Here is a 17596-nt window from a genome sequence, read left to right as displayed (position 1 = left end):
TCGCCAAGCTGCGCGGCCGTGCACGGGGGGCGGGCAGCGAGTTCCTCCTCGCCTGCGACATGCGCTTCGCCTCCCGGGAGAACACTGTCCTGGGCCAGCCCGAAGTCGGCATCGGCACACCGCCCGGCGCGGGAGCGATCCAGCACCTCACCCGGCTGCTGGGCCGGGACCGAGCGCTCGAAGCCGTACTGACGTCGGCCGACTTCGATGCCGAACTTGCCGAACGCTACGGATGGATCAACCGCGCGGTACCCGACGACGAGCTGGACGAGTTCGTAGCCGGCATTGCCGCGCGCATAGGGGGCTTCCCCCGCGATGCGCTGATCGCGGCCAAAGCAGCCATCAACGCCATCAGCCTGCCGACTCCGGCCGATGTACGCGCGGATGCCGCCCTGTTCCAGCAGCTCGTACGGGGTGAGGCCACGCAGCAACGCACGGCAGAGCTGTTCAAGCGGGGCTTCCAGACCCGTGGCCGCACCGAACTCAACCTCGGTGACGCACTGGGCGACTTGAAGGCCATCGACTGATACCGATGACCAACCATGCATCCGCCCACGGCCTGCATGTGCGTCGGCCCAGGGCTATGACGTTGATCGGCCGTGCCGATCGTGGCCGGGATCGCGTCCGACCCTGCCAAGCCGGCCCTCCTCATCACCGGCGTGCTCGGGCTGAGCGCACAGGCCAGCGTGCGCTGTGCACGGTATCGCCGCAATCTGGACGCATGACCTATCGGTGCACGACGAAAGGTGACCCATGAAGTTCGCAGTCATCGGCGGTACCGGTCTGATCGGATCGCAGGTCGTGAAGAAGCTGAACGCCGCCGGGCACGAGGCCGTGCCGCACTCGCCGTCCACAGGTGTCGACGTGATCACCGGCCAGGGCGTGGAGGAGGCGGTGGCCGGAGCGGACTGTATCGTCAATCTGACGAATTCCCCGACCTTCGACGATGCCTCTCCCGCCTTCTTCCAGACCTCGATGGACAACCTCCTGGCCGCCGGCCACAAAGCCGGGGTGGGGCACTTCGTCATCCTCTCGATCGTCGGCGCGGACCAGGTGCCCGACCTCGCCTATTACCGCGCCAAGGTCTTGCAGGAAGACATCCTCAAGGCCGGGCCGATCCCCTATTCGATCGTCCACGCCACCCAGTTCATGGAGTTCATCAACGCCTTCATGTCCTGGACCACCGAGGGCGACACCGTCCGCCTGCCCACCACCCCACTCCAGCCGATCGCCGCCCAGGACGTCTCCGACACCGTCGCCGAAGTCGCCGCAGGTACCCCTCTGAACGCAACCCTCAACATCGGCGGGCCCGACGTCCATCCCCTCGACGAACTCGGCCGGATCACCCTCAACGCCCGACCCGACGGCCGCACGGTCGTCACCGACGACACCGCCGGCATGTTCGCCGCCGTCCACGGCGATGTGCTCACCACCAAGGGCGACGCACGCATCGCCCCCACCCACTACACCGACTGGCTCACCTGACCCGGCCCCCTGGAGACCTCGCCATGTCGAACAACGGACAGGCGGCAGGCAGCGCAGGGAGCCAACCGCGCTCGGAAGCATGGAAGACGGCGCTCACCGTGCTGCAGTCGGCGAAACCGCCGTTCGTTCCGGAGGGGGCGGAGGCGATGACGGTTCTCGTCGAGTTCCCTCCCGGCGACCCCGGCACCCCTCCGCACCGGCACTCGGGACCTGCCTTCGGCTACATGCTGGAGGGGGAGATGCTCTTCGAGCTGGAAGGCGAGCCGGAGCGGGTGATCAAGGCCGGGGAGACGTTCTGGGAGCCGGGCGGCGATGTCATCCACTACCAGGACGGAAACAACCGGACGGACTCCCGGAGCCGCTTCCTCGTCACCATGATGTGCGCACCGGATCAGCCCATGCTCACTCTGGTCGACGACGAAGAGCTGGCCCGGCGCCGGCACCTACGAGCTCCCCGCCCAGGCACTTGACCCGCCACTGACAGCCGGGACTGACCGCGATGAGCTGTGGGGCGTCGCACCAGTGCCCCAGAGTGAGCATGTGGCTTTCCGCTCCTGAGGGTGAAGGCAACGCGTGCGGTCCTTCAAGGTGCGTGGCGCCGCCTGCGGCAAAAGACCGCAGACCCCGTCTCGCTCCAGTACGTGACCCCGTGCGCAGCAGATCGGGACCACGACCGGTGATGGACGGGCCGGGGCGTTGAAGCATTCACCCTTGGATCACACGCGGTCCCACCAGTGACGGTCGGTCGGCGTATCCGCTCGTCGGTGAGCCTGTCACCGAGGAGGCCGTGTCGTCACCGAGCCGAGCACCCGGCGGACGGATGAGGCGGTTCCTTGGAATGCATCTGCGGAGGACGGGCAATTACAATGGACATATATACCCAGCAGGGGCTTGCACAAGAGCGGAGGCTCTGCCGACCGCCCCGCAGCCCGAGCGTAGCGCGGCGCTCTTCAGCGCCCCGCGCTCTTTATGATGCGCTTCTCGGATTTCCCAGGGAGCATTCCCATGGCTGGTCAAACCGCCTCAATCATCCTCGAGCCCGAGGCACAGGAGCTCGCCGACACAACCTCGCAACATCCGTTCCTGTACGAGCTGGATCCGACCGCAGCGCGCAAGGTGCTCGACGACCTCCAGGCCGCGCCGGTCGACAAGCTGCCGGTCGACGAGGAGTGGGTTTCGGTTCCGGCAGCGGTGGGCGATGTACGGGTACGCATCGTCAAGCCGCAGGGCGCTACCGGAACGCTGCCCGTCGTGTTGTACATGCACGGCGGTGGCTGGGTGCTGGGCAATGCCGGTACCCACGACCGCCTGGTGCGCGAGTTGGCGGTCGGCGCCCGTGCGGCAGTGGCCTTCGTGGAGTACACGCCGTCGCCCGAGGCGCACTACCCTGTGGCCATCGAGCAGGGCTACGCCACCGCGCAGTGGATCGTCCGCGAGGGGGCGTTCAAGGGGCTGGATGCACAACGCATGGTAGTGGTCGGGGAATCGGTCGGCGGGAACATGACCGCCGCACTCGCCCTCATGGCCAAGGAGCGCGGTGACGTCACGTTCATACAGCAGTCGATGTACTACCCGGTCACAGATGCGGCCATGAACACCGGTTCCTACGACCAATTCGCCACCGGCTACTACCTGAGCCGCAAGCTGATGGAATGGTTCTGGGACGCCTACACGACCGACCCGAACCAACGCGCGGAGATCACCGCGTCTCCCAACCACGCCACCATCGAGCAGCTCTCCGGCCTGCCGCCCGCCCTGCTGATCGTCGACGAGGCCTACGTGCTGCGCGATGAGGGCGAGGCGTACGCCGCCAAGCTCCGAGCAGCCGACGTTCCGGTGACCACGGTGCGCTACGACGGCACGGTCCACGACTTCATGATGCTCAACTCGCTGAGTCACTCCAAAGCCGCCCGCGGAGCCATCGACCAGGCAACGGCGTTCCTGCGCAACGCCCTTGGAACCGCCCAGGCCTAACTGATCGTTTCAGAATGCGGTGCGTAGTGGGCTCAAGCAGATGCCCGTGCCCGGTTCGGGCTGAGCGACGCCACCCACGTACAGCACCCGGGGCCACAGCCGCTGCACGGCTGGCCCCGGTTGTCGCCGGCCGCAGGCCCGCCCGCTCTATTGTGTCTACAGTTCCCCGATCCGCGCCACTGCCGTTCCCCTCTTCGGGCATACCCACACCGCCGTGTCCGTGCGGACTGTCGCCGTCAGCGGATGCGTGTCCGGGTGTGTCGGGCACTGTGGCCAGACCGCCGATGCGCCTTCGGACCATAGTGCCTCCACCGCCCAGTCCTGGACCTGATCTGCCAGGTGCACCAGCCGCTGTGCGGCGGTGCCACCCAGTGGTGAAGTCAGGCCCTGGCCTGAACCGTCCGGGGCCCAGAGCATGATCCCAAACCTGTCGTCCGCACGTATGTGCGGCTGCACCGCGCACTGCGCCTGGAGGTCCCGCAGGACTGTCTCCAGAGCTTCGGCGAATTCCATGTCGTCCACTGGGGGCTCCTGATCACATCGCGGAGAATTGTCCCAAAGTCTCCACCATCCCTGAAGCTTGCGGACGATCTTTTCCGGCCCAGGCCCCCGTTTCAGCAGCCGCCTCAATCCCGAAGCTGCTGGCCGGCTGGCCGGCAATTGACGCCCAACCACACGGCCGGGGCTGCACCGCCTCCTTGGGCGTCAGCCCACCTCCATGCGCGTACCGCATGAGGACCTCCTAGCGCAAACGATCAAGTAATACGCCACCTCTTCGTGGACCTTCTTCTCCTGGGCCTCCAGCAGACCGAGCACCGATTGCACCACCCACCTCCACACGCGAGACGAGCGAACGAACCATGCCCATCCATCCCGCCAACGACAGGAGTTCATGCCCACCCACCCAGAACCAAAGGGTCACGCTCGGAAAGCGGATGGCTTCTCAGACCAGCGACCGGCTGAGCGAAACGAAACTGCACCGTCGCAGTCAGGTGTCTTCAGGGTCCAGCTCGAACGTGAAATAGATGCTCAGCGTGTAGGGCTCGTCCTCGCCGTCCAAGACAGTCCACGACACGTCTGCCAGGCGGGCGCTTTGTTCCCGCAGCCACTCATGGGCCTTCCTGAAAGCTTCCGCGGCAGTTGCGCCGAGGAACAGCTTCCTGGCGATGGGATGCACCCCAGTCTCAGTATCCGAATCGTCGAAACCCTCCGGAACGTCCAGGCGGAAGTTGGGATCGAGCACCATGGAGTACGCCCTTTCGAGTCGATTTACCAGTACAAGTCGGCAGACCTTGCCCCTCTGGGCACGACGTCTGGTAGGACCGCCGCACCCCCGGAAGGGTTGTTTCTGCCGACCATGCGGCGAGGTGACGCCGCCGGTGGAACGGCCCCGCGAGGGGCCGCGGGGGGCACTGACAGTCGTACCCGACGGCGAGCACGGCCGATCGGCAGCCCGGTGGGCCGGACCCGGGGCCGAGCGTCAGCTGCTTCGTGCCATCTCGCGTTCGGCGACTGCGCGGAAGCTGTGCGGCGGGCGGCCGGTGAGGCGCTGGACGGTGTCGGTGGTGCGGTCCTCGGCTCCCTCGGTGATGGTGCGGTCCATGCGTGCGAGCATCGCGGCGAACTCCGGCGGCATCAGCGCCGTGAGACGGTCACGTATCTGTTCATACGTCAGCTGGCGGTGGGCCACGGGCCGGCCGGTGACCTCTGTGATGATCGTGGCGATGTCGTCGTGGCTGAGCGCCTCCGGTCCGGTCAGGAGCAGGTCGGTGTTGGGCGCCTGGTCGTCGGTCAGCGCCGGCTGGAGCCCCTTCGGCCCTCACACCGCCACCTCAGACAGCACGCCCTGACATACCGTCAGGAAAGTCAGCATGAGGTCAGCATGAAGACTGCCGCACCCGCCCACACCTGATCACACATGCGCACCGGCAAATCTGCACAGCATGCTGACCTACCTGCAAACCCTGGTCAAAACGCCGCTTGCAAAGCAGTCGCAAATCGCGATACCAGTGGAAGCCGAAGAGACACGGCAAGGCATCATTGCAGGTCAGGGGGCATTTCATGGTCAGCAAGTCAGCACAAAGTCAGCATCGGCGGCGTTACGCCGGGAAACAGGCCGACTCCCGGGGGTCATGCGGCACGCCGTGGTCCAGACCTCTGCAGTGCCCGGGGTCGAGAACCCGATGCCAGTTGTCGCACCACAGTACAACTTCCCCCGAAATTGCGAACATCCATCAGACTGTCGACTGTCCGGAATTGAGCTGAGTGGATGTCGTCAGCCCCGACGCCCATTGCATCTGCCTCTCCGACTGAGTTGGCACCAAACTGCGTTGGTCTCGACCGGGTGCGGGACAAACTCCTTGCCCTGCGGGTTGCGTTCAACGGTCGCGGATGCCGTGCATGGCGACCTGGTTGTTGAAGCCCTGGTCGAACCAGCGCCTTGCGGACGGTGCCGTCGGCGTGCTCGGCGACCAGGTCCAGCAGGGCAACGCCCGCGGCGTTGTCGTGCGTGTTCCCGGCGAACTTTGCGCCGACGGCCCCGTTGCTCCTGTCACCGTGGCCTGGTATGAGCCTCCTGCAAACGGAGTGACACTAGGACACCCTCGACGGCAAAGCCGAGCTTCCGCTGCCAGGCGGCGTAGGACTTCACATCGCCGGGACCCCATACGTCGGCGTTGGCGCTCGACTGGTACCGGTCGCAGCCTTCGGCGACGAGCCGCTGGTGCATTGCGGCGATGATCGGCGATTTCTGTCCGGTGTGGAAGAACGAAGCACCAGGGAACGGCTCGAACTTGGCGGGCCCGCCATCCATGTGCTGCTGGTAGGCCCCGTTCGTGAACGTGGACCATTGGCTCCAGCCGTGTGCGTCCTTGATGGCCTTTGCCGTCTTGGTATTGTAGAGCGGTTCCCTGAGCTTCCCGGCGACCCTGAGTGTGTCCGGTGGGGTGAACTGTTCAGGGTGCCTAAGGGAGCGTATCTGGAAGAGACCCCAGGACGACCCCCACTTGTGGTCGGCCAGACCCTTGTCCCCTTCCGCATCCGGGTCGCCCGCGGACTCCGCCATGGCGACGGCCGCCGCGATGTTGATGTCGCTGCCGGTGAACCCCACCTGTGTGGCGAGGGCTCGCAGCTCGGTCAGGTTCATTCTCATTGCCTACGCCCTTCCAACTTGTTGATCAGGAGCCATGTCCACATGGCGCATTACGGTGTCGGATCCAGGACCGGGCGTCGGCCGGAATTCTCGGGGAGGAGATGTTGCCGGAATGTGATATCTACGCTTGCGGATGAGGACCGAAATCCCGGCTGCGAGCGCCCCCTAATTGACACGTATAAACATAACGGATCAGGGCACCACTTAGCCGCGCCTCCGTTGAGAGCGAGGCGGCTTTGCGAGGCGTAATCAGTTACTTCGACCGTATGACAGTGCCAGAAATGAGGCAATCGGAGTGCTAGGCCCTGCTGCGGGCCGGCCTACGAACCGTCAGGCCGAAGATCCACTGTCGAGGACCAGATCAGTGCCGACCACCGCGCCGGCCGCGGGCGAGGCTAACACCGAGCTGGCCACCGATGTGGATCACATCAAGGCCGGCGATGATCACATTCTCACCAACCTTCAAGGCCCTGTTCCGTTGGCATCACGCGCGTAAGAGCCGCTCGTGAAGATCACGAAGCGAACAGGGCGAAGGTGCGGCCAATGCGCCGCGGGCCGGAGGCTCAGCACCCTGCGAGCCTCTGACCTGGGTGTATACCCATTGCCTTTGAGTTCCGGATCGCAAGCGCACAGCAGCTCAGCATCTGTGCGGGTTCCAAGGTCGTCAACGGCAAGGCTGAAGGGAAGGTCAGTCGTCGGTGATGCGGTACGCCTCGCCGTGATGGGGTGCCTGAAGGCATGACAATGTCCCGTCAGTCCGGAGAATGACGGGGCGTCGATACTGAAAGGCATGCCCGTACGCTGTCATTCCGATTTGACCGAGGCTTGCCCGCTCATGGATTCCTACCGTAAGGTCGCTGAATCTTCCGGCAGTTGAGGCGGGCCGCCTCTTGCGTGCTGGCTGGTCTCGGGTGCCCCGCTCGGTGTCGCGCTCTGGGCACGCCAGGAGCGTATCCGTCCACTCTTCTTGGTAGCCGTCCGTCATCGCCAGACCCGGCTGGTCCGCGTGCAAGTCGTTGATAGTGGCGGCGATCTCACGAGGCGCCTGCCTTCAGTCCGTCTCGCACCAACTGCAAGTTGATGTCGAACACGGTTAATTCGTAAAACAGCGGCCGCTGCTTCGGCCTCACCGTAGATCCGGAGAAACGACCTTCGTCGATTGCAACCCCGCCGCGGAAGACGACTGTAAAGGAAGACGTGGAGCAACCAATGGTCCGACTCTGCGCCGCCCGATGAGTACGAGGGGCTGCAGTGATGGAAAGTCGATTGAAAATTCTTCTTTCCGAGGAAGGGGCGGAAGCCGAGCGCGTGGCGAAGCTGACCGGCTATCTGCGCGACGAGCTGCTCCACCTTGATGTGGACGATGTGACGGCAGTCCCCGGTACAGAGGTTCCGCCCGGCGCGCGGGCCGTGGACGTCGCCCAGGTCGGGGCTCTGTTGGTGACCCTCGGCAGTTCCACTACCGCGCTGCGCCAGGTAGCTTCCGCCATCCGTGAGTGGTGGAGCCGGTGCCGGGATTCGCGTCCATCGGTGCGCTTGGCGATGGACGACGACGTACTGGAGATCTCCGAGGCGACACCGGAGTAGGTGACGGAGGCGTTCGACCTGTTCATCAGTCGTCATTCCACGCCAGGGGCATAGTCATGGGCGAATCCCGGCATGCACTGATCATCGCCAACGACAGCTACCAGGACGAAGGGCTCAAGAAGCTCGTGGCGCCGGCGCAGGACGCCGTGGCCCTCGCCGGGGTCCTGGGCGATCCAGGGATCGGGGCCTTCGATGTGGACGTGGTGAGAAATGAACCGTCCCACGTCATATTGACGCGCATCGATGATTTCTTCTCCGACCGTCGGACCAGTGACACACTGGTGGTGCATTTCCCCTGCCACGGGCTGAAGAGCGAATCCGGGGACCCGGCGTGTAGTCGGCCGGGACATGCCGACCCAGGGTCGGCCTCAGCCCCCCCACGGCTGCGAAGGGAACCGACTACCGCCTCACCCCGCGCCCGGTCCCGGCCGGCGACCAGCAGCTTCGCTGCGGTGCCGCACCGATGCTGCTGGTCGCCCCGGTCACCAATGCGACGCTCCCCGCCGGGAAGATCACTTCGGTGGGAAACCTGTTCGACCCGCACGTTCCGTGATCGGTTGAGATACGGCTTCTAATGCCTACTGCACGCGCAGGAGTAGCCTCAGCGAGAGGTGAAATCAGCGCATTCGGCAGACCAGGGCTGGCCAAGGCTGACTCTGCGGCCGTGAGGGCACTTCGGAAATCAGATGACGATCGCGGGTTTGCCTGCTCGGGGAACACTCCGCAGATGCCTGTCGGACTCGGCAGTGAGTACGCCCGCAATACTGGCGAGGCCTGCGAGAGCCGAAAAATCGTCAGTGGTGACGGGCAGCAGCGGCCAGCCTCGGGCACTGCACCCGCGCGCTGACTTCGCCTGATGCGTCTGCCACTCGTCAATCGTCAACACGCACGGGCGGGCAACTTGAGCGACCGCCGCCGCATGCGTTACGCGCTGCCAGCGCCAGTCGGGCAGTGCGATGCCGATGGGGCTGCGCCGCCTTCCCCCCTGTCTTGCGGCCGGAGGAGCGGTACGGTGACTGGCGATCACGCTCATCGCTGACAGGTTAGGAAAGCGCATGACTGACTCCCTTCTCCACCAGACCATCGAAAACCTCGAAAGCGCACTGCCTGAACTCGAGGAACAGGAAAGGCGGTTGCGCGGCCAACTCGAAGACGTGGTCCAGCGCGTTACTTCTGCCCGCCACGCCCTGGAACACCTGCGCGTCCTGACCGGCACCGCTGCTCCTCACAGACAGTCCTCACCCCTCACCACGGTCACAACGGCCCCCTCACTCGCGGAGCCTGCACCTCTGGAAGCGGCAGGTGACAGCGCCGGCCAGGACTCCCCCAGGCCCGATATCCCCGCCGCTCCCGAGACAGTCGTTGAACCAGAGCGTGCGGCATCTGCTGTGCCAAAGCCGCGTGCCGCAGCGTCTGCGCGCGCCGAGGCCAGCCCTGCCAAGAAGCGCACTGGTAAGAAGACTGCGGCGAAGAAGACTGCTGCGCCCGCAAAGCCGAAGGCGAAGAAGGTGGCTTCGAAACGAGCCGCTACCGCCCAGCCGGCCGCCAAGGGCGCGGGAAGCCTCATCGATGCCGCACTGGATGTGCTCAAGAATTCCAGCGTGCCGATGCGCGCTCGAGAGATCAACGCGGCCCTGGGGCGGGAGGCCACGCCAGGACAGATCGAATCTGTCCGCAACACCCTCGACCGTGTGGCCAAGCAACAGAAGCTGGTGACACGTCCCGGGCGGGGCACCTACGCGGCCGTCTGACGTCACCCAGCCACGGTGATGGTGGGGCTCCGTCCTTGAGGGACGTGGCCCCACCCACCCGTGACAGTGATCAGGCCCACGGGGCTCCGCCCTGGGCCGAGGTCAGGACACCGCTGGTTCACTGCTCTCCGCGCAGGCGGAGGTGAGCCGAACTCCGGATGCTCGTGCTTGTACATCCGGAAGTGCTCTCCGCACAGGCGGAGGCAAACCGGGCGGGCAAGCGGCGAGCCAGGCCCTACGCCCGAGCCCCCTCGACGGCCTCGTAACAGGCTTCGATCAGGGCACGCAGCGCGGCCCGAGGCGGACCGTTCCGCACCGCAAGGTAGGTCTGCATGACGGGCGCCGGGTCGCTCAGGGGGCGGAACACCACGCCGGGAACGGGGAGCTGATCGGCGTGCGGGGCGTAGAAGACCGTCCAGGACGGTTTGCCGTGGCCGATGGCGGCGAGAGTGTCCTGGTCGTTGGTGAACTCCGGGCCCAGGACGGGCGTGTAGCCGGCGGCCCGGCAGGAGTGCATCACCAGGTCGTGGAGTGCGCGGTTGCGGGAGCGGGGGGAGAGCCGCAGCGGTAGTTCCGCGAGCCGGGCCAGTTCGACGGTCTCCCGCGCGGCAAGCTCGTGGCCCGCGGGCAGCGCCACCATCAGCGCGTCCTGCCACAGCGGCAGGAACTCCAGCCCGGGGTCGGTCCGTTCACCGCGCAGCAGGGCGGCGTCCAGGTCACCGGCCCGCACCTGCGCCAGACGTTCCTCGGTACTGCTGGTGACGAGCTCCAACTGGGCGTGGTCGGTATGTCGGGTGAACGCGGTGAGTACGGCGTCCAGCCAGGCACCCAGCCCGGAGCTGGTGCCGAGGCGCACCGTCGCGGCCTGTTCGGAGCGCAGTTCGTCGATGGCCTCCCGGGCGCGTGCCTGGAGGGCGAGCATCTCCCTGGCGTACGGGAGGAGCCGGTTGCCGGCCTCGGTGAGCCGGACGACGCGGGTGGAGCGGGCGAACAGCTCGGTACCCAGTTCGCGTTCGAGCCGGCGGAGCTGCTGGCTGACCGCGGACTGCACGATGTGCAACCGCTCGGCGGCACGGCCGAAGTGCAGTTCCTCCGCCACGGTGAGGAAGTAGCGCAGCTGACGCAGCTCCATGCCCCTGGTCCCCCTGTCCGCCGGCGACCAGCATTGATCACCGTTCGCGATCAGTGTAGGCGCGGATCGCTCATTGGCCGGCGGAGGTGATCGCGGTTGGCTGGGGACATCACGAACCGCGCGGCCCGCAAGGGCCCACGAGGCAGAGGAGAAACATGCCCAGTCTGGACGTCAACGACACCACGCTCCACTACGAGGACGAGGGGGCCGGCCCGGCGCTGCTGTTCCTGCACGGCTGGGGCACCAGTGGCCGGACCTGGGGTGCCCAGCTGCCCGATTTCACCCGGGACCACCGGGTCGTCACCGTCGACTGGCGGGGCTGCGGGCGGTCGGCCCGCCCCGTCCGGGGCAACACCATCGCCGGGGTGGTCAGCGACCTGGTGGCGCTGATCGGCGCGCTGCGGCTGGACCGGCCGGTGGTCATCGGCTCGTCGATCGGCGGGTCTTTCGCCACTGAACTGGGGGTGCGGCGACCTGAGTTGATCGCAGGCGTGGTTCCTGTGGGCGCGCCGGGGTACTGGCCGTCGACGCAGGCTCGGGCTCAGGCGGAGCTCGTGGCCGGTCTGCGCCGCGACCGGGCCGGTACCGTCGCCGGCTGGGTGCCGGGGTGGTACGCGCCGGGCACCGCGCCCGCGCTCATCGACTGGACGGTCCGCCAGATCCTGGACTCCGGCGTCTACATCGACGAGCACCAGGCCACCGCCGACGGCTACGACCCGCGCCCGACGCTGCCCGGGCTGCAGGTGCCGATCCACTACATCCACGGTGAGCTGGACACCGCGATCCCCCTGGAGGTGGCCCGGACCTGCGCCGCCCTTACGCCCGGCGCCGCGGTCAGCGTGATCGCCGGCGCCGGCCATATGCCACACCAGGAGCTCCCCGACCGGTTCAACGCCGCGCTGCGCGCCGCGCTCACCCCGATGGCCCCGGCCGCCCGCGCCACCGCGTAACCACATCAAGGTCAAGAATCTGCAGCGCAATCCGCGCGGCGCTGCATGTGCCGGGCGGTGACATATGGTTGGTCGCCGTCTCCGGGCTCGTATTGCAACGGTGTTTGTGCTGATGACTGGGCAGTTCTGTGGGCTGTGTCCGCGTCGTGTGTAGTGACTGATGCGGGCCTGGTGTTGTCGCTTTCGGCGCCCGCGTGACCAGTGCAGGATGTGGTCGACGGGTGTGGGTTGTCGGGCGGTGAGGCGGGTGATCAGGCGTCTGATCTGAGCGAGGCTGAGGACGGTACGGGCAGGCTCTCGGCCGGTTCCCACTATCGTGCGCGCAGCAGCACGCGGCCGGTGCCCGTCCAGACCCGCCGCCGCTGCCCGCCGGGTCAAGGGGGGCGAGGCGGCAGAACATCAAGACGAGTCTCCGTGGCAGAGCCTGGTCGGCCAGCTGGTGGAGGTGGTGCGGGAGGTGAGGGCCCGGGCCGCTCGCGCGGCGGCTTCACCAGCAAGATTCACCTGAGTGCCGACGGACGCTGCCGCCCGCTGCCTCTGTTCGTCACCGCAGGTCAGCGGGCAGACTGCACCCACTTCGTGCCGGTGCTGGAGAAGATCCGGGTCCGCCGCCTTGGCCCGGGCAGACCCCGTAAGAAGCCCGACAGCGTCGCGGCCGACAAGGGCTACAGCAACGGCCCTTGCCGCGAGTACCTGCGGCGGCGGGGCATCCGGCACACCATCCCTGAGAAGACCGACAGCCAGGCCGCCCGCCTGCGCAGAGGCTCACGCGGCGGACGACCGCCGGGCTTCAACGAGGAGCGGCACAAGAAGCGCAATACCGTCGAACGTGCCGTCAACAGGCTGAAGAACTCCCGCGCCGTGGTAACCCGATACGACAAGCGCGGCTACGCCTTTCTCGGAACCGTCACAGTGGCAGCCGTCGTGATCCGGCTCCGCACATAATCGGTCGGTCCCGAGCTTCGTGGTACTCGCGACTGTGCACCGTCAGCTGGTCGGCTTCTCCCAGACCGAGACGTGCTGGGTGCTGTCCTCGGTGAAGGGCTTGCGCGTCCAGCCGTCCCAGCGGTCGCGCAGGCGCAGGCCGGCGAGCTGCGCCATGAGGTCCAGCTCGGCGGGCCAAACGTAACGGAAGGGCACCGTGCGGGCCTCGCCGCGGCCATCCTGCGACACCTCGATGTAGTGGCAGGTCGCGTCCTGGGTGACAGTGTCGTAGACGGTGTAGGCCCACCCGGTCGGACTGGTGTGGAACGGGACGATGTTCTGCCCCGCCGGGATCTTGCGCAGTTCCGGAACCATCACCTCGATGACGAAGCAACCTCCGGGCGCGAGGTGCTCGGCAACGTTGCGGAAGCAGGCGACCTGGGCCTCCTGGCTGGTCAGATTCATGATCGTGTTGAAGACCAGGTAGGCGAGAGAGAAGGGTCCGTCTGTCTTCGTGTCCACCGTAGTGGTGGCGAAGTCGCCGATCGAGACACCAATCCGCTCGCCCCCAGGCTTAGCGCGCATACGGGCCACCATCGCTCGCGACAGCTCGATCCCGTGGACTGGAACGCCCCGGCGTGCGAGCGGCAGCGCGATGCGGCCTGTGCCGATCCCCAGCTCCAGTGCCCTTCCGGCACCAGCGAACTCCGCGAGAAGGTCCACGGTCTGCTCGACAACGTCCTTCTGGAACTGAGGACTTGAGGACTGGTCGTAGCGCTCTGCTACACGGTTTCCGAAGTACCCGTCTTCATCGATCACCGGCGGACCGTACCCCAGCGTCAGGCCAGGGCGCAGATAGTTTTGGTGACGCTGGCGGGCAACCCGGAAGAGGCATGCATGCCTCTCGGTTGATCACGACCGCTCGCGGTACGACGAGCGAGCGCCGCGTCAGTCACGTGATCGTCCGGACAGCTCCTGGTGACCTGAGTCGGAGATTCGGTGGCAGTAGGCGGCGACCTTGTCGAGGATTTCGTCGGCGGTCTTGGTCCAGACGCACGGTCGCGGGTGTTCGTTCCAGTTGGCAAGCCATGATCGGATGTCGCGTTCGAGGGCCTGGACGGAGCGGTGGACGCCGCGACGGAGTTTCTTCTGCGTGAGCTCGGCGAACCACCGCTCCACCAAGTTCAGCCAGGACGATCCCGTCGGCGTGAAGTGCAGGTGGAAGCGGGGGTGGGCTAGCAGCCACTGTTTGATGGCCGGTGTCTTGTGGGTGGCGTAGTTGTCACGGTCCGCAGGAACGGCACCGGCTTGAGCCATCCGACGCCGAAGGCACCAGTCCCCGGCTGGACGGGGGTAGCCAGCCGGGGACTGCAGTGCGTGTGCCTCGCGCATGCCAACCAAAACGCGCAGGCGCGTTCCGCGCGGGTTAGTTGGTGCAGGTGTCGAGCATGGAGGCCAGGGCTGACTTCTCGCTGTCGGTGGTGGTGAGTTTGAAGACGGACTTCACGTGGGTGTAGTCCTCGGCGTAGGTGCACCAGAAGGCATGGTTGGTCGGCTTCCAGTCGGCCGGGCCGCTGTCACTCTTGGAGCTGTTGGAGGACTCGGAGGCGACGACGAGCTGGGGGTCTTTGAGGTCGTTGCCGAAGGCTTTGCGCTGGTCCGCGGTCCAGGTGTTGGCACCGGAGCGCCAGGCTTCGGCGAGGGGGACCAGATGGTCGATGGTGGCCTGGGCGACGTTGGTGACGGTGGTGTCGTCGTAGACGGAGTACCACTTTCCGCTTGCCGGCTGGCACTTGCCGGACTCGTCGACGACGTCTTTGCCGTCGCGGGCGAGGACGTCCTGGCGGGTGGTACAGCCGTCGGGCTGCTTGGCCCATATCTCGAACTTGTTGCGGGCGTAGCCGTCCATGGAGTGCGGGGTGGCGACGGTGAGGGCGGCGAGTTCGGTCCGGGCAGTCGACTGGCTGGGCGGGGCGGGCGGTTCGGCGAGTGCGGGAGCTGCGGCCAGGCCGACGAAGGCGAGAGCTGCGGCGGAGGAACCTAGGACGGCACGGCGCATGAAGGTCTCCAGAAGTGTGGGGGTTGGAGAGACACTTCAGCAAACCGCGGGCCCGTCCCGGGCGCTACGCGCGTTGACTGAACATGACAACACCATTCCCCACTCATTACCTATGCATTGGACGATCGCACAGCCCACCGCGCGCTCGGCCGGGATCCCCTCCCCCGGCATACTCGGGTCGCCTCCAAGTACGGCACCGGGCCAGTGGTCTGCGGCGCGGGCCGGCCGGTCCGGCGCGGCTACGGTGTCAGCGGCCGGACGAGGGCTTGGACAAGCCCGCGAACCGTGGCCTGATGCGTAACGGTTCGCGGGCTTCTTCTCGCGGCCTCCTCTCCCCCACGGCCCGACCCAACGCACCAACACCGACCCGATACGGTCTCCTTCACTTGTGAGGTAGCCGGTCCGCACCGGCTCGCCTTCCTCACCCCGCGGCTGTGCGCATGCTGACGCTGACGCGGGATCAGAAGGCCCTGAAAACAGGTGAATCATCCGCTGTGCCCGGATCGGAGCAAGCTGAGCAGCCGGCGCTCACGCTGGACGTCTTCCTCCGCCTCGCCGACTTCGTCCGGGCCCGGGTCGAGCCGCTCGCCTCCGGCCGTGGGCCCAGCTTCGACGACACCTCCCGCGCGCTGCGCGGCCTGCACCACCAGGTCCTCGGCCTCGCCTCCGCCCGCGTCCACTTCGAGCGGTGTGCTCAGACGTCCGATCCCTTCGAACGCCTCCGCACCGAGTTCGCGGTGTGCGTGGCCTGGAGCCGGCTGCGCGGCATCGCCTGGGAGTGGCAGGATCACCCCGGCTACCGCCCGGAGTTCGACCGCGAGACATGGAGACTCGCTCCGGTCGAATCCCCCCCGACGGGGGAGCGCCGGTGACCACCGCGCTGGCCCGCTCCCCGCGGGCGACGCTCGCCACCCTGCACCGCGACCCGCGCGACCAGTGGCCCGACCACGCGCGGAAGCTGTACGACTTCCTCGTCACCGTCTACGGCGAGGCAGATCCGCTGCCCACGCTCGCGGCCGGGTGGGTCGCCCGCAGTTGGAAGACCGTCTCATTGCCGGGGCGCACGTTGCACTAGCGCCGGCGCCCCTCGTTGCAGGAGACCGTGCTGGGCCGAACGAGGCACCCCCGCAACCCGTTCGGGTTGCCGAGAACCCTGCGCTCCTCGCAACGCACACCCGGCACCCGCTCCTGTCGTTGGACGTAAGCGACAGACGGAACGCGGCACCAGGTGACGCAAGGAGCGGAGGCGGCGACCGATGGCAGCGAGCGCGGACGGGGCGGTCGGCCGGCAGGCGGTGCACACGGTGGCGAGGAGGCTGCTGCCGCTGCTGTTCGTGCTGTACGTGGTCAATTTCCTGGACCGCGCCAACATCGGCGTCGCCGCGCTGGCCATGAACGCCGAGCTGCATCTGAGTGCCACCGCCTACGGTACGGCCGCGGGGATCTTCTTCGTCGGGTATGTCATCTTCCACGTCCCGGCGGCCGCGGCCCTGGGCCGGTTCGGCGCCCGCCGCTGGCTGGCAGGTGTGGTCACCGCGTGGGGTCTGTGCTCGGCCGCCACCGCGTTCGTCACCGACGCCCGCGGCCTGTACCTGGCTCGGTTTTCCCTTGGACTGGCCGAGGCAGGCTTCTTCCCCGGTGTCGTCGCCTACCTGACCGCCTGGTTCCCCGCCCGCGAGCGGACCCGCGCTCTGTCCCTGTTCCTGCTGGCTATTCCGCTCGCCACCGCCGTCGGCCTGCCATTCTCCGGCCTGCTGGTCGAGCACTCCCGCCTCCTCGGCCTCAGCGGCTGGCGGGCGATGTTCCTCGTCGAGGCGGCCCCCGCCGTCGTACTCGGGATCGCCGCACTGCGCCTGCTGCCGGACTCGCCACGCCAGGCAGCCTGGCTGACGGCCGGTCAACGGCAGTCCCTGGCCGCCGAGCTGGCCAAGGACGCGCCACCCGCCGTCGGGGACCGCGCCGTGTTCGGCCGCGTCGCGCACTTCGGGCTGGTGCACGCGGGAGTGTGCTTCGCCGCCTACTCGCTGCACTTCTTCCTTCCGCAGGCCCTCGCCGGTCTCTTCCCCGGCGTGGACACCTTCGGTGTGTCCGTGCTCGCCGCCCTCCCGTACGTCGTCGGGGCGCCCGTCATGCTCGTCTGGAGCCGCCACGGCGACCGGAAGGACCGCCGGGCATCGCTCATCGCCATGCCCGTCGCGGCCGCCGCGCTCGCCGCCACTGTGGCCGCAATCTCCCATCTGCCCCTGCTCACCCTGGCCGCCCTCACCGTGGTGGTCGCCGGGGGCCTGGCCGCGGCACCCGCCTTCTGGAACCGGTGCACCGGCGCCCTGGGCGGCCGCCACGCGGCGACCGCCATCGCCGGGATCAACGCGCTCGGCAATATCGCCGGCTTCGCCGGCCCCTTGGTGACCGGACGCCTCGCCGATGTCACCGGCGACTACCGGGCGGTCTACGTCGTGATCGCTTGTGCCTTGGCAACCTCAGGGGCGGCGGCCCTCCGGCTCCCCGCCGCTCCGCCGACTCCGGCCGTCCGGCCGACAGCCATGGTGCCGGACCGCATGGCCGGGTGACGGGAGAGCAACA

General features: G+C 67.3%; 21 protein-coding genes and 2 pseudogenes. 14 read left to right on the top strand and 9 right to left on the bottom strand.

Annotated elements, in window-relative coordinates:
• The 5 genes from DY245_RS32165 to DY245_RS32150 all read left to right on the top strand — a co-directional run.
• Nucleotides 1-527, top strand: a 527-nt coding sequence (locus DY245_RS32165) for an enoyl-CoA hydratase/isomerase family protein (RefSeq protein ID WP_147318384.1), incomplete at its 5' end; no start/stop codon positions are given.
• A gap of 72 nt (nucleotides 528-599) precedes the next feature.
• Nucleotides 600-725 carry a hypothetical protein gene (locus DY245_RS47680; protein ID WP_280525020.1) on the top strand — a complete coding sequence of 42 codons (126 nt, stop codon included), beginning with the start codon at nucleotides 600-602 and terminating at the stop codon, nucleotides 723-725.
• A gap of 28 nt (nucleotides 726-753) precedes the next feature.
• A complete protein-coding gene (locus DY245_RS32160) occupies nucleotides 754-1485 on the top strand; it encodes an SDR family oxidoreductase (protein ID WP_128510710.1) in 732 nt (243 codons plus the stop codon).
• Nucleotides 1486-1508: 23 nt separating this feature from the next.
• Entirely contained in the window at nucleotides 1509-1955 is a 447-nt protein-coding gene (locus DY245_RS32155; protein WP_128510709.1) for a cupin domain-containing protein, read from the top strand.
• Nucleotides 1956-2490: 535 nt separating this feature from the next.
• Complete coding sequence (locus tag DY245_RS32150; protein WP_128510718.1) at nucleotides 2491-3459, top strand: alpha/beta hydrolase; 969 nt, start codon at nucleotides 2491-2493, stop codon at nucleotides 3457-3459.
• Nucleotides 3460-3615: 156 nt separating this feature from the next.
• Here DY245_RS32150 and DY245_RS32145 read toward each other — a convergent pair whose 3' ends face one another.
• The 4 genes and pseudogenes from DY245_RS32145 to DY245_RS32125 all read right to left on the bottom strand — a co-directional run bounded on the left by DY245_RS32145 (nucleotide 3616) and on the right by DY245_RS32125 (nucleotide 6604).
• Entirely contained in the window at nucleotides 3616-3972 is a 357-nt protein-coding gene (locus DY245_RS32145; protein ID WP_128510717.1) for a hypothetical protein, read from the bottom strand.
• Nucleotides 3973-4447: 475 nt separating this feature from the next.
• Complete coding sequence (locus tag DY245_RS32140) at nucleotides 4448-4705, bottom strand: hypothetical protein (RefSeq protein WP_128510708.1); 258 nt, start codon at nucleotides 4703-4705, stop codon at nucleotides 4448-4450.
• A 234-nt stretch (nucleotides 4706-4939) separates the two neighbouring features.
• Nucleotides 4940-5257, bottom strand: a pseudogene (locus tag DY245_RS32135) (ergot alkaloid biosynthesis protein); the annotation flags it as partial.
• A 753-nt stretch (nucleotides 5258-6010) separates the two neighbouring features.
• A complete protein-coding gene (locus DY245_RS32125) occupies nucleotides 6011-6604 on the bottom strand; it encodes a peptidoglycan-binding protein (RefSeq protein WP_128510707.1) in 594 nt (197 codons plus the stop codon).
• Between the two features lie 370 nt (nucleotides 6605-6974).
• Here DY245_RS32125 and DY245_RS48495 point away from each other — a divergent pair, with 370 nt between their 5' ends.
• The 3 genes from DY245_RS48495 (at nucleotide 6975) to DY245_RS48490 (ending at nucleotide 8772) form a co-directional block, all read left to right on the top strand.
• Nucleotides 6975-7106, top strand: a complete 132-nt coding sequence (locus DY245_RS48495) for a hypothetical protein (protein WP_280525019.1) — start codon at nucleotides 6975-6977, stop codon at nucleotides 7104-7106.
• A gap of 770 nt (nucleotides 7107-7876) precedes the next feature.
• Nucleotides 7877-8197 carry a hypothetical protein gene (locus DY245_RS32115; protein WP_220377974.1) on the top strand — a complete coding sequence of 107 codons (321 nt, stop codon included), beginning with the start codon at nucleotides 7877-7879 and terminating at the stop codon, nucleotides 8195-8197.
• 56 nt (nucleotides 8198-8253) lie between these two features.
• The gene (locus tag DY245_RS48490; protein WP_128510706.1) at nucleotides 8254-8772 is read left to right on the top strand and encodes a caspase family protein; all 519 of its coding nucleotides are present in this window, start codon (nucleotides 8254-8256) and stop codon (nucleotides 8770-8772) included.
• Nucleotides 8773-8879: 107 nt separating this feature from the next.
• On the opposite strand, the gene DY245_RS44010 is transcribed toward DY245_RS48490, so the two are convergent.
• The gene (locus DY245_RS44010) at nucleotides 8880-9230 is read right to left on the bottom strand and encodes a hypothetical protein (protein WP_147318383.1); all 351 of its coding nucleotides are present in this window, start codon (nucleotides 9228-9230) and stop codon (nucleotides 8880-8882) included.
• A 22-nt stretch (nucleotides 9231-9252) separates the two neighbouring features.
• On the opposite strand from DY245_RS44010, the gene DY245_RS32105 reads away from it, so the two are divergent.
• Entirely contained in the window at nucleotides 9253-9948 is a 696-nt protein-coding gene (locus DY245_RS32105) for a Rok-like winged helix domain-containing protein (protein WP_128510705.1), read from the top strand.
• A gap of 235 nt (nucleotides 9949-10183) precedes the next feature.
• On the opposite strand, the gene DY245_RS32100 is transcribed toward DY245_RS32105, so the two are convergent.
• On the bottom strand, nucleotides 10184-11080 hold the full coding sequence (locus tag DY245_RS32100) for a LysR family transcriptional regulator (RefSeq protein ID WP_128510704.1): 897 nt from the start codon (nucleotides 11078-11080) through the stop codon (nucleotides 10184-10186).
• Nucleotides 11081-11235: 155 nt separating this feature from the next.
• Between DY245_RS32100 and DY245_RS32095 the strand changes: the two genes are divergently transcribed.
• Both DY245_RS32095 and DY245_RS32085 read left to right on the top strand, forming a co-directional pair.
• Nucleotides 11236-12030 (top strand): alpha/beta fold hydrolase, encoded by a 795-nt coding sequence (locus DY245_RS32095; protein WP_128510703.1) that lies wholly within the window; start codon nucleotides 11236-11238, stop codon nucleotides 12028-12030.
• 201 nt (nucleotides 12031-12231) lie between these two features.
• Entirely contained in the window at nucleotides 12232-12975 is a 744-nt protein-coding gene (locus DY245_RS32085; RefSeq protein WP_128510702.1) for an IS5 family transposase, read from the top strand.
• Between the two features lie 42 nt (nucleotides 12976-13017).
• Here DY245_RS32085 and DY245_RS32080 read toward each other — a convergent pair whose 3' ends face one another.
• The 3 genes and pseudogenes from DY245_RS32080 to DY245_RS32070 form a co-directional block, all read right to left on the bottom strand.
• Nucleotides 13018-13773, bottom strand: a complete 756-nt coding sequence (locus DY245_RS32080) for a class I SAM-dependent DNA methyltransferase (protein WP_128510701.1) — start codon at nucleotides 13771-13773, stop codon at nucleotides 13018-13020.
• Between the two features lie 129 nt (nucleotides 13774-13902).
• Nucleotides 13903-14238: pseudogene (locus tag DY245_RS32075) on the bottom strand (transposase); the annotation flags it as partial.
• Between the two features lie 142 nt (nucleotides 14239-14380).
• Nucleotides 14381-15013 carry a GmrSD restriction endonuclease domain-containing protein gene (locus tag DY245_RS32070; RefSeq protein ID WP_128510700.1) on the bottom strand — a complete coding sequence of 211 codons (633 nt, stop codon included), beginning with the start codon at nucleotides 15011-15013 and terminating at the stop codon, nucleotides 14381-14383.
• A 494-nt stretch (nucleotides 15014-15507) separates the two neighbouring features.
• On the opposite strand from DY245_RS32070, the gene DY245_RS32065 reads away from it, so the two are divergent.
• The 3 genes from DY245_RS32065 (at nucleotide 15508) to DY245_RS32055 (ending at nucleotide 17583) form a co-directional block, all read left to right on the top strand.
• Nucleotides 15508-15885 carry a hypothetical protein gene (locus DY245_RS32065; protein WP_128510699.1) on the top strand — a complete coding sequence of 126 codons (378 nt, stop codon included), beginning with the start codon at nucleotides 15508-15510 and terminating at the stop codon, nucleotides 15883-15885.
• Complete coding sequence (locus DY245_RS32060; protein ID WP_244943401.1) at nucleotides 15882-16088, top strand: hypothetical protein; 207 nt, start codon at nucleotides 15882-15884, stop codon at nucleotides 16086-16088. Before DY245_RS32065 ends, DY245_RS32060 begins: the two co-directional genes overlap by 4 nt.
• A 181-nt stretch (nucleotides 16089-16269) precedes the next feature.
• Nucleotides 16270-17583, top strand: coding sequence for an MFS transporter (locus tag DY245_RS32055; protein WP_128510698.1), 1314 nt, complete (start codon nucleotides 16270-16272; stop codon nucleotides 17581-17583).
• Nucleotides 17584-17596: the final 13 nt, after the last annotated feature.

Source organism: Streptomyces inhibens, from assembly GCF_003389455.1.
In the GTDB taxonomy this organism is placed as follows: domain Bacteria; phylum Actinomycetota; class Actinomycetes; order Streptomycetales; family Streptomycetaceae; genus Streptomyces; species Streptomyces inhibens.
Note: the sequence above shows the minus strand (reverse complement) of the source record. Positions and strands in the feature narration are given on the sequence as shown.

Coding starts and splice junctions, on each gene's coding strand:
- DY245_RS32145 (WP_128510717.1), bottom strand. CDS start 3,972: ATGGAATTCGCCGAAGCTCTGGAGACAGTCCTGCGGGACCTCCAGGCG.
- DY245_RS48490 (WP_128510706.1), top strand. CDS start 8,254: ATGGGCGAATCCCGGCATGCACTGATCATCGCCAACGACAGCTACCAG.
- DY245_RS32070 (WP_128510700.1), bottom strand. CDS start 15,013: ATGCGCCGTGCCGTCCTAGGTTCCTCCGCCGCAGCTCTCGCCTTCGTC.
- DY245_RS32095 (WP_128510703.1), top strand. CDS start 11,236: ATGCCCAGTCTGGACGTCAACGACACCACGCTCCACTACGAGGACGAG.
- DY245_RS32100 (WP_128510704.1), bottom strand. CDS start 11,080: ATGGAGCTGCGTCAGCTGCGCTACTTCCTCACCGTGGCGGAGGAACTG.
- DY245_RS32105 (WP_128510705.1), top strand. CDS start 9,253: ATGACTGACTCCCTTCTCCACCAGACCATCGAAAACCTCGAAAGCGCA.
- DY245_RS32125 (WP_128510707.1), bottom strand. CDS start 6,604: ATGAACCTGACCGAGCTGCGAGCCCTCGCCACACAGGTGGGGTTCACC.
- DY245_RS44010 (WP_147318383.1), bottom strand. CDS start 9,230: ATGAGCGTGATCGCCAGTCACCGTACCGCTCCTCCGGCCGCAAGACAG.
- DY245_RS32155 (WP_128510709.1), top strand. CDS start 1,509: ATGTCGAACAACGGACAGGCGGCAGGCAGCGCAGGGAGCCAACCGCGC.
- DY245_RS32055 (WP_128510698.1), top strand. CDS start 16,270: ATGGCAGCGAGCGCGGACGGGGCGGTCGGCCGGCAGGCGGTGCACACG.
- DY245_RS32160 (WP_128510710.1), top strand. CDS start 754: ATGAAGTTCGCAGTCATCGGCGGTACCGGTCTGATCGGATCGCAGGTC.
- DY245_RS32150 (WP_128510718.1), top strand. CDS start 2,491: ATGGCTGGTCAAACCGCCTCAATCATCCTCGAGCCCGAGGCACAGGAG.
- DY245_RS32140 (WP_128510708.1), bottom strand. CDS start 4,705: ATGGTGCTCGATCCCAACTTCCGCCTGGACGTTCCGGAGGGTTTCGAC.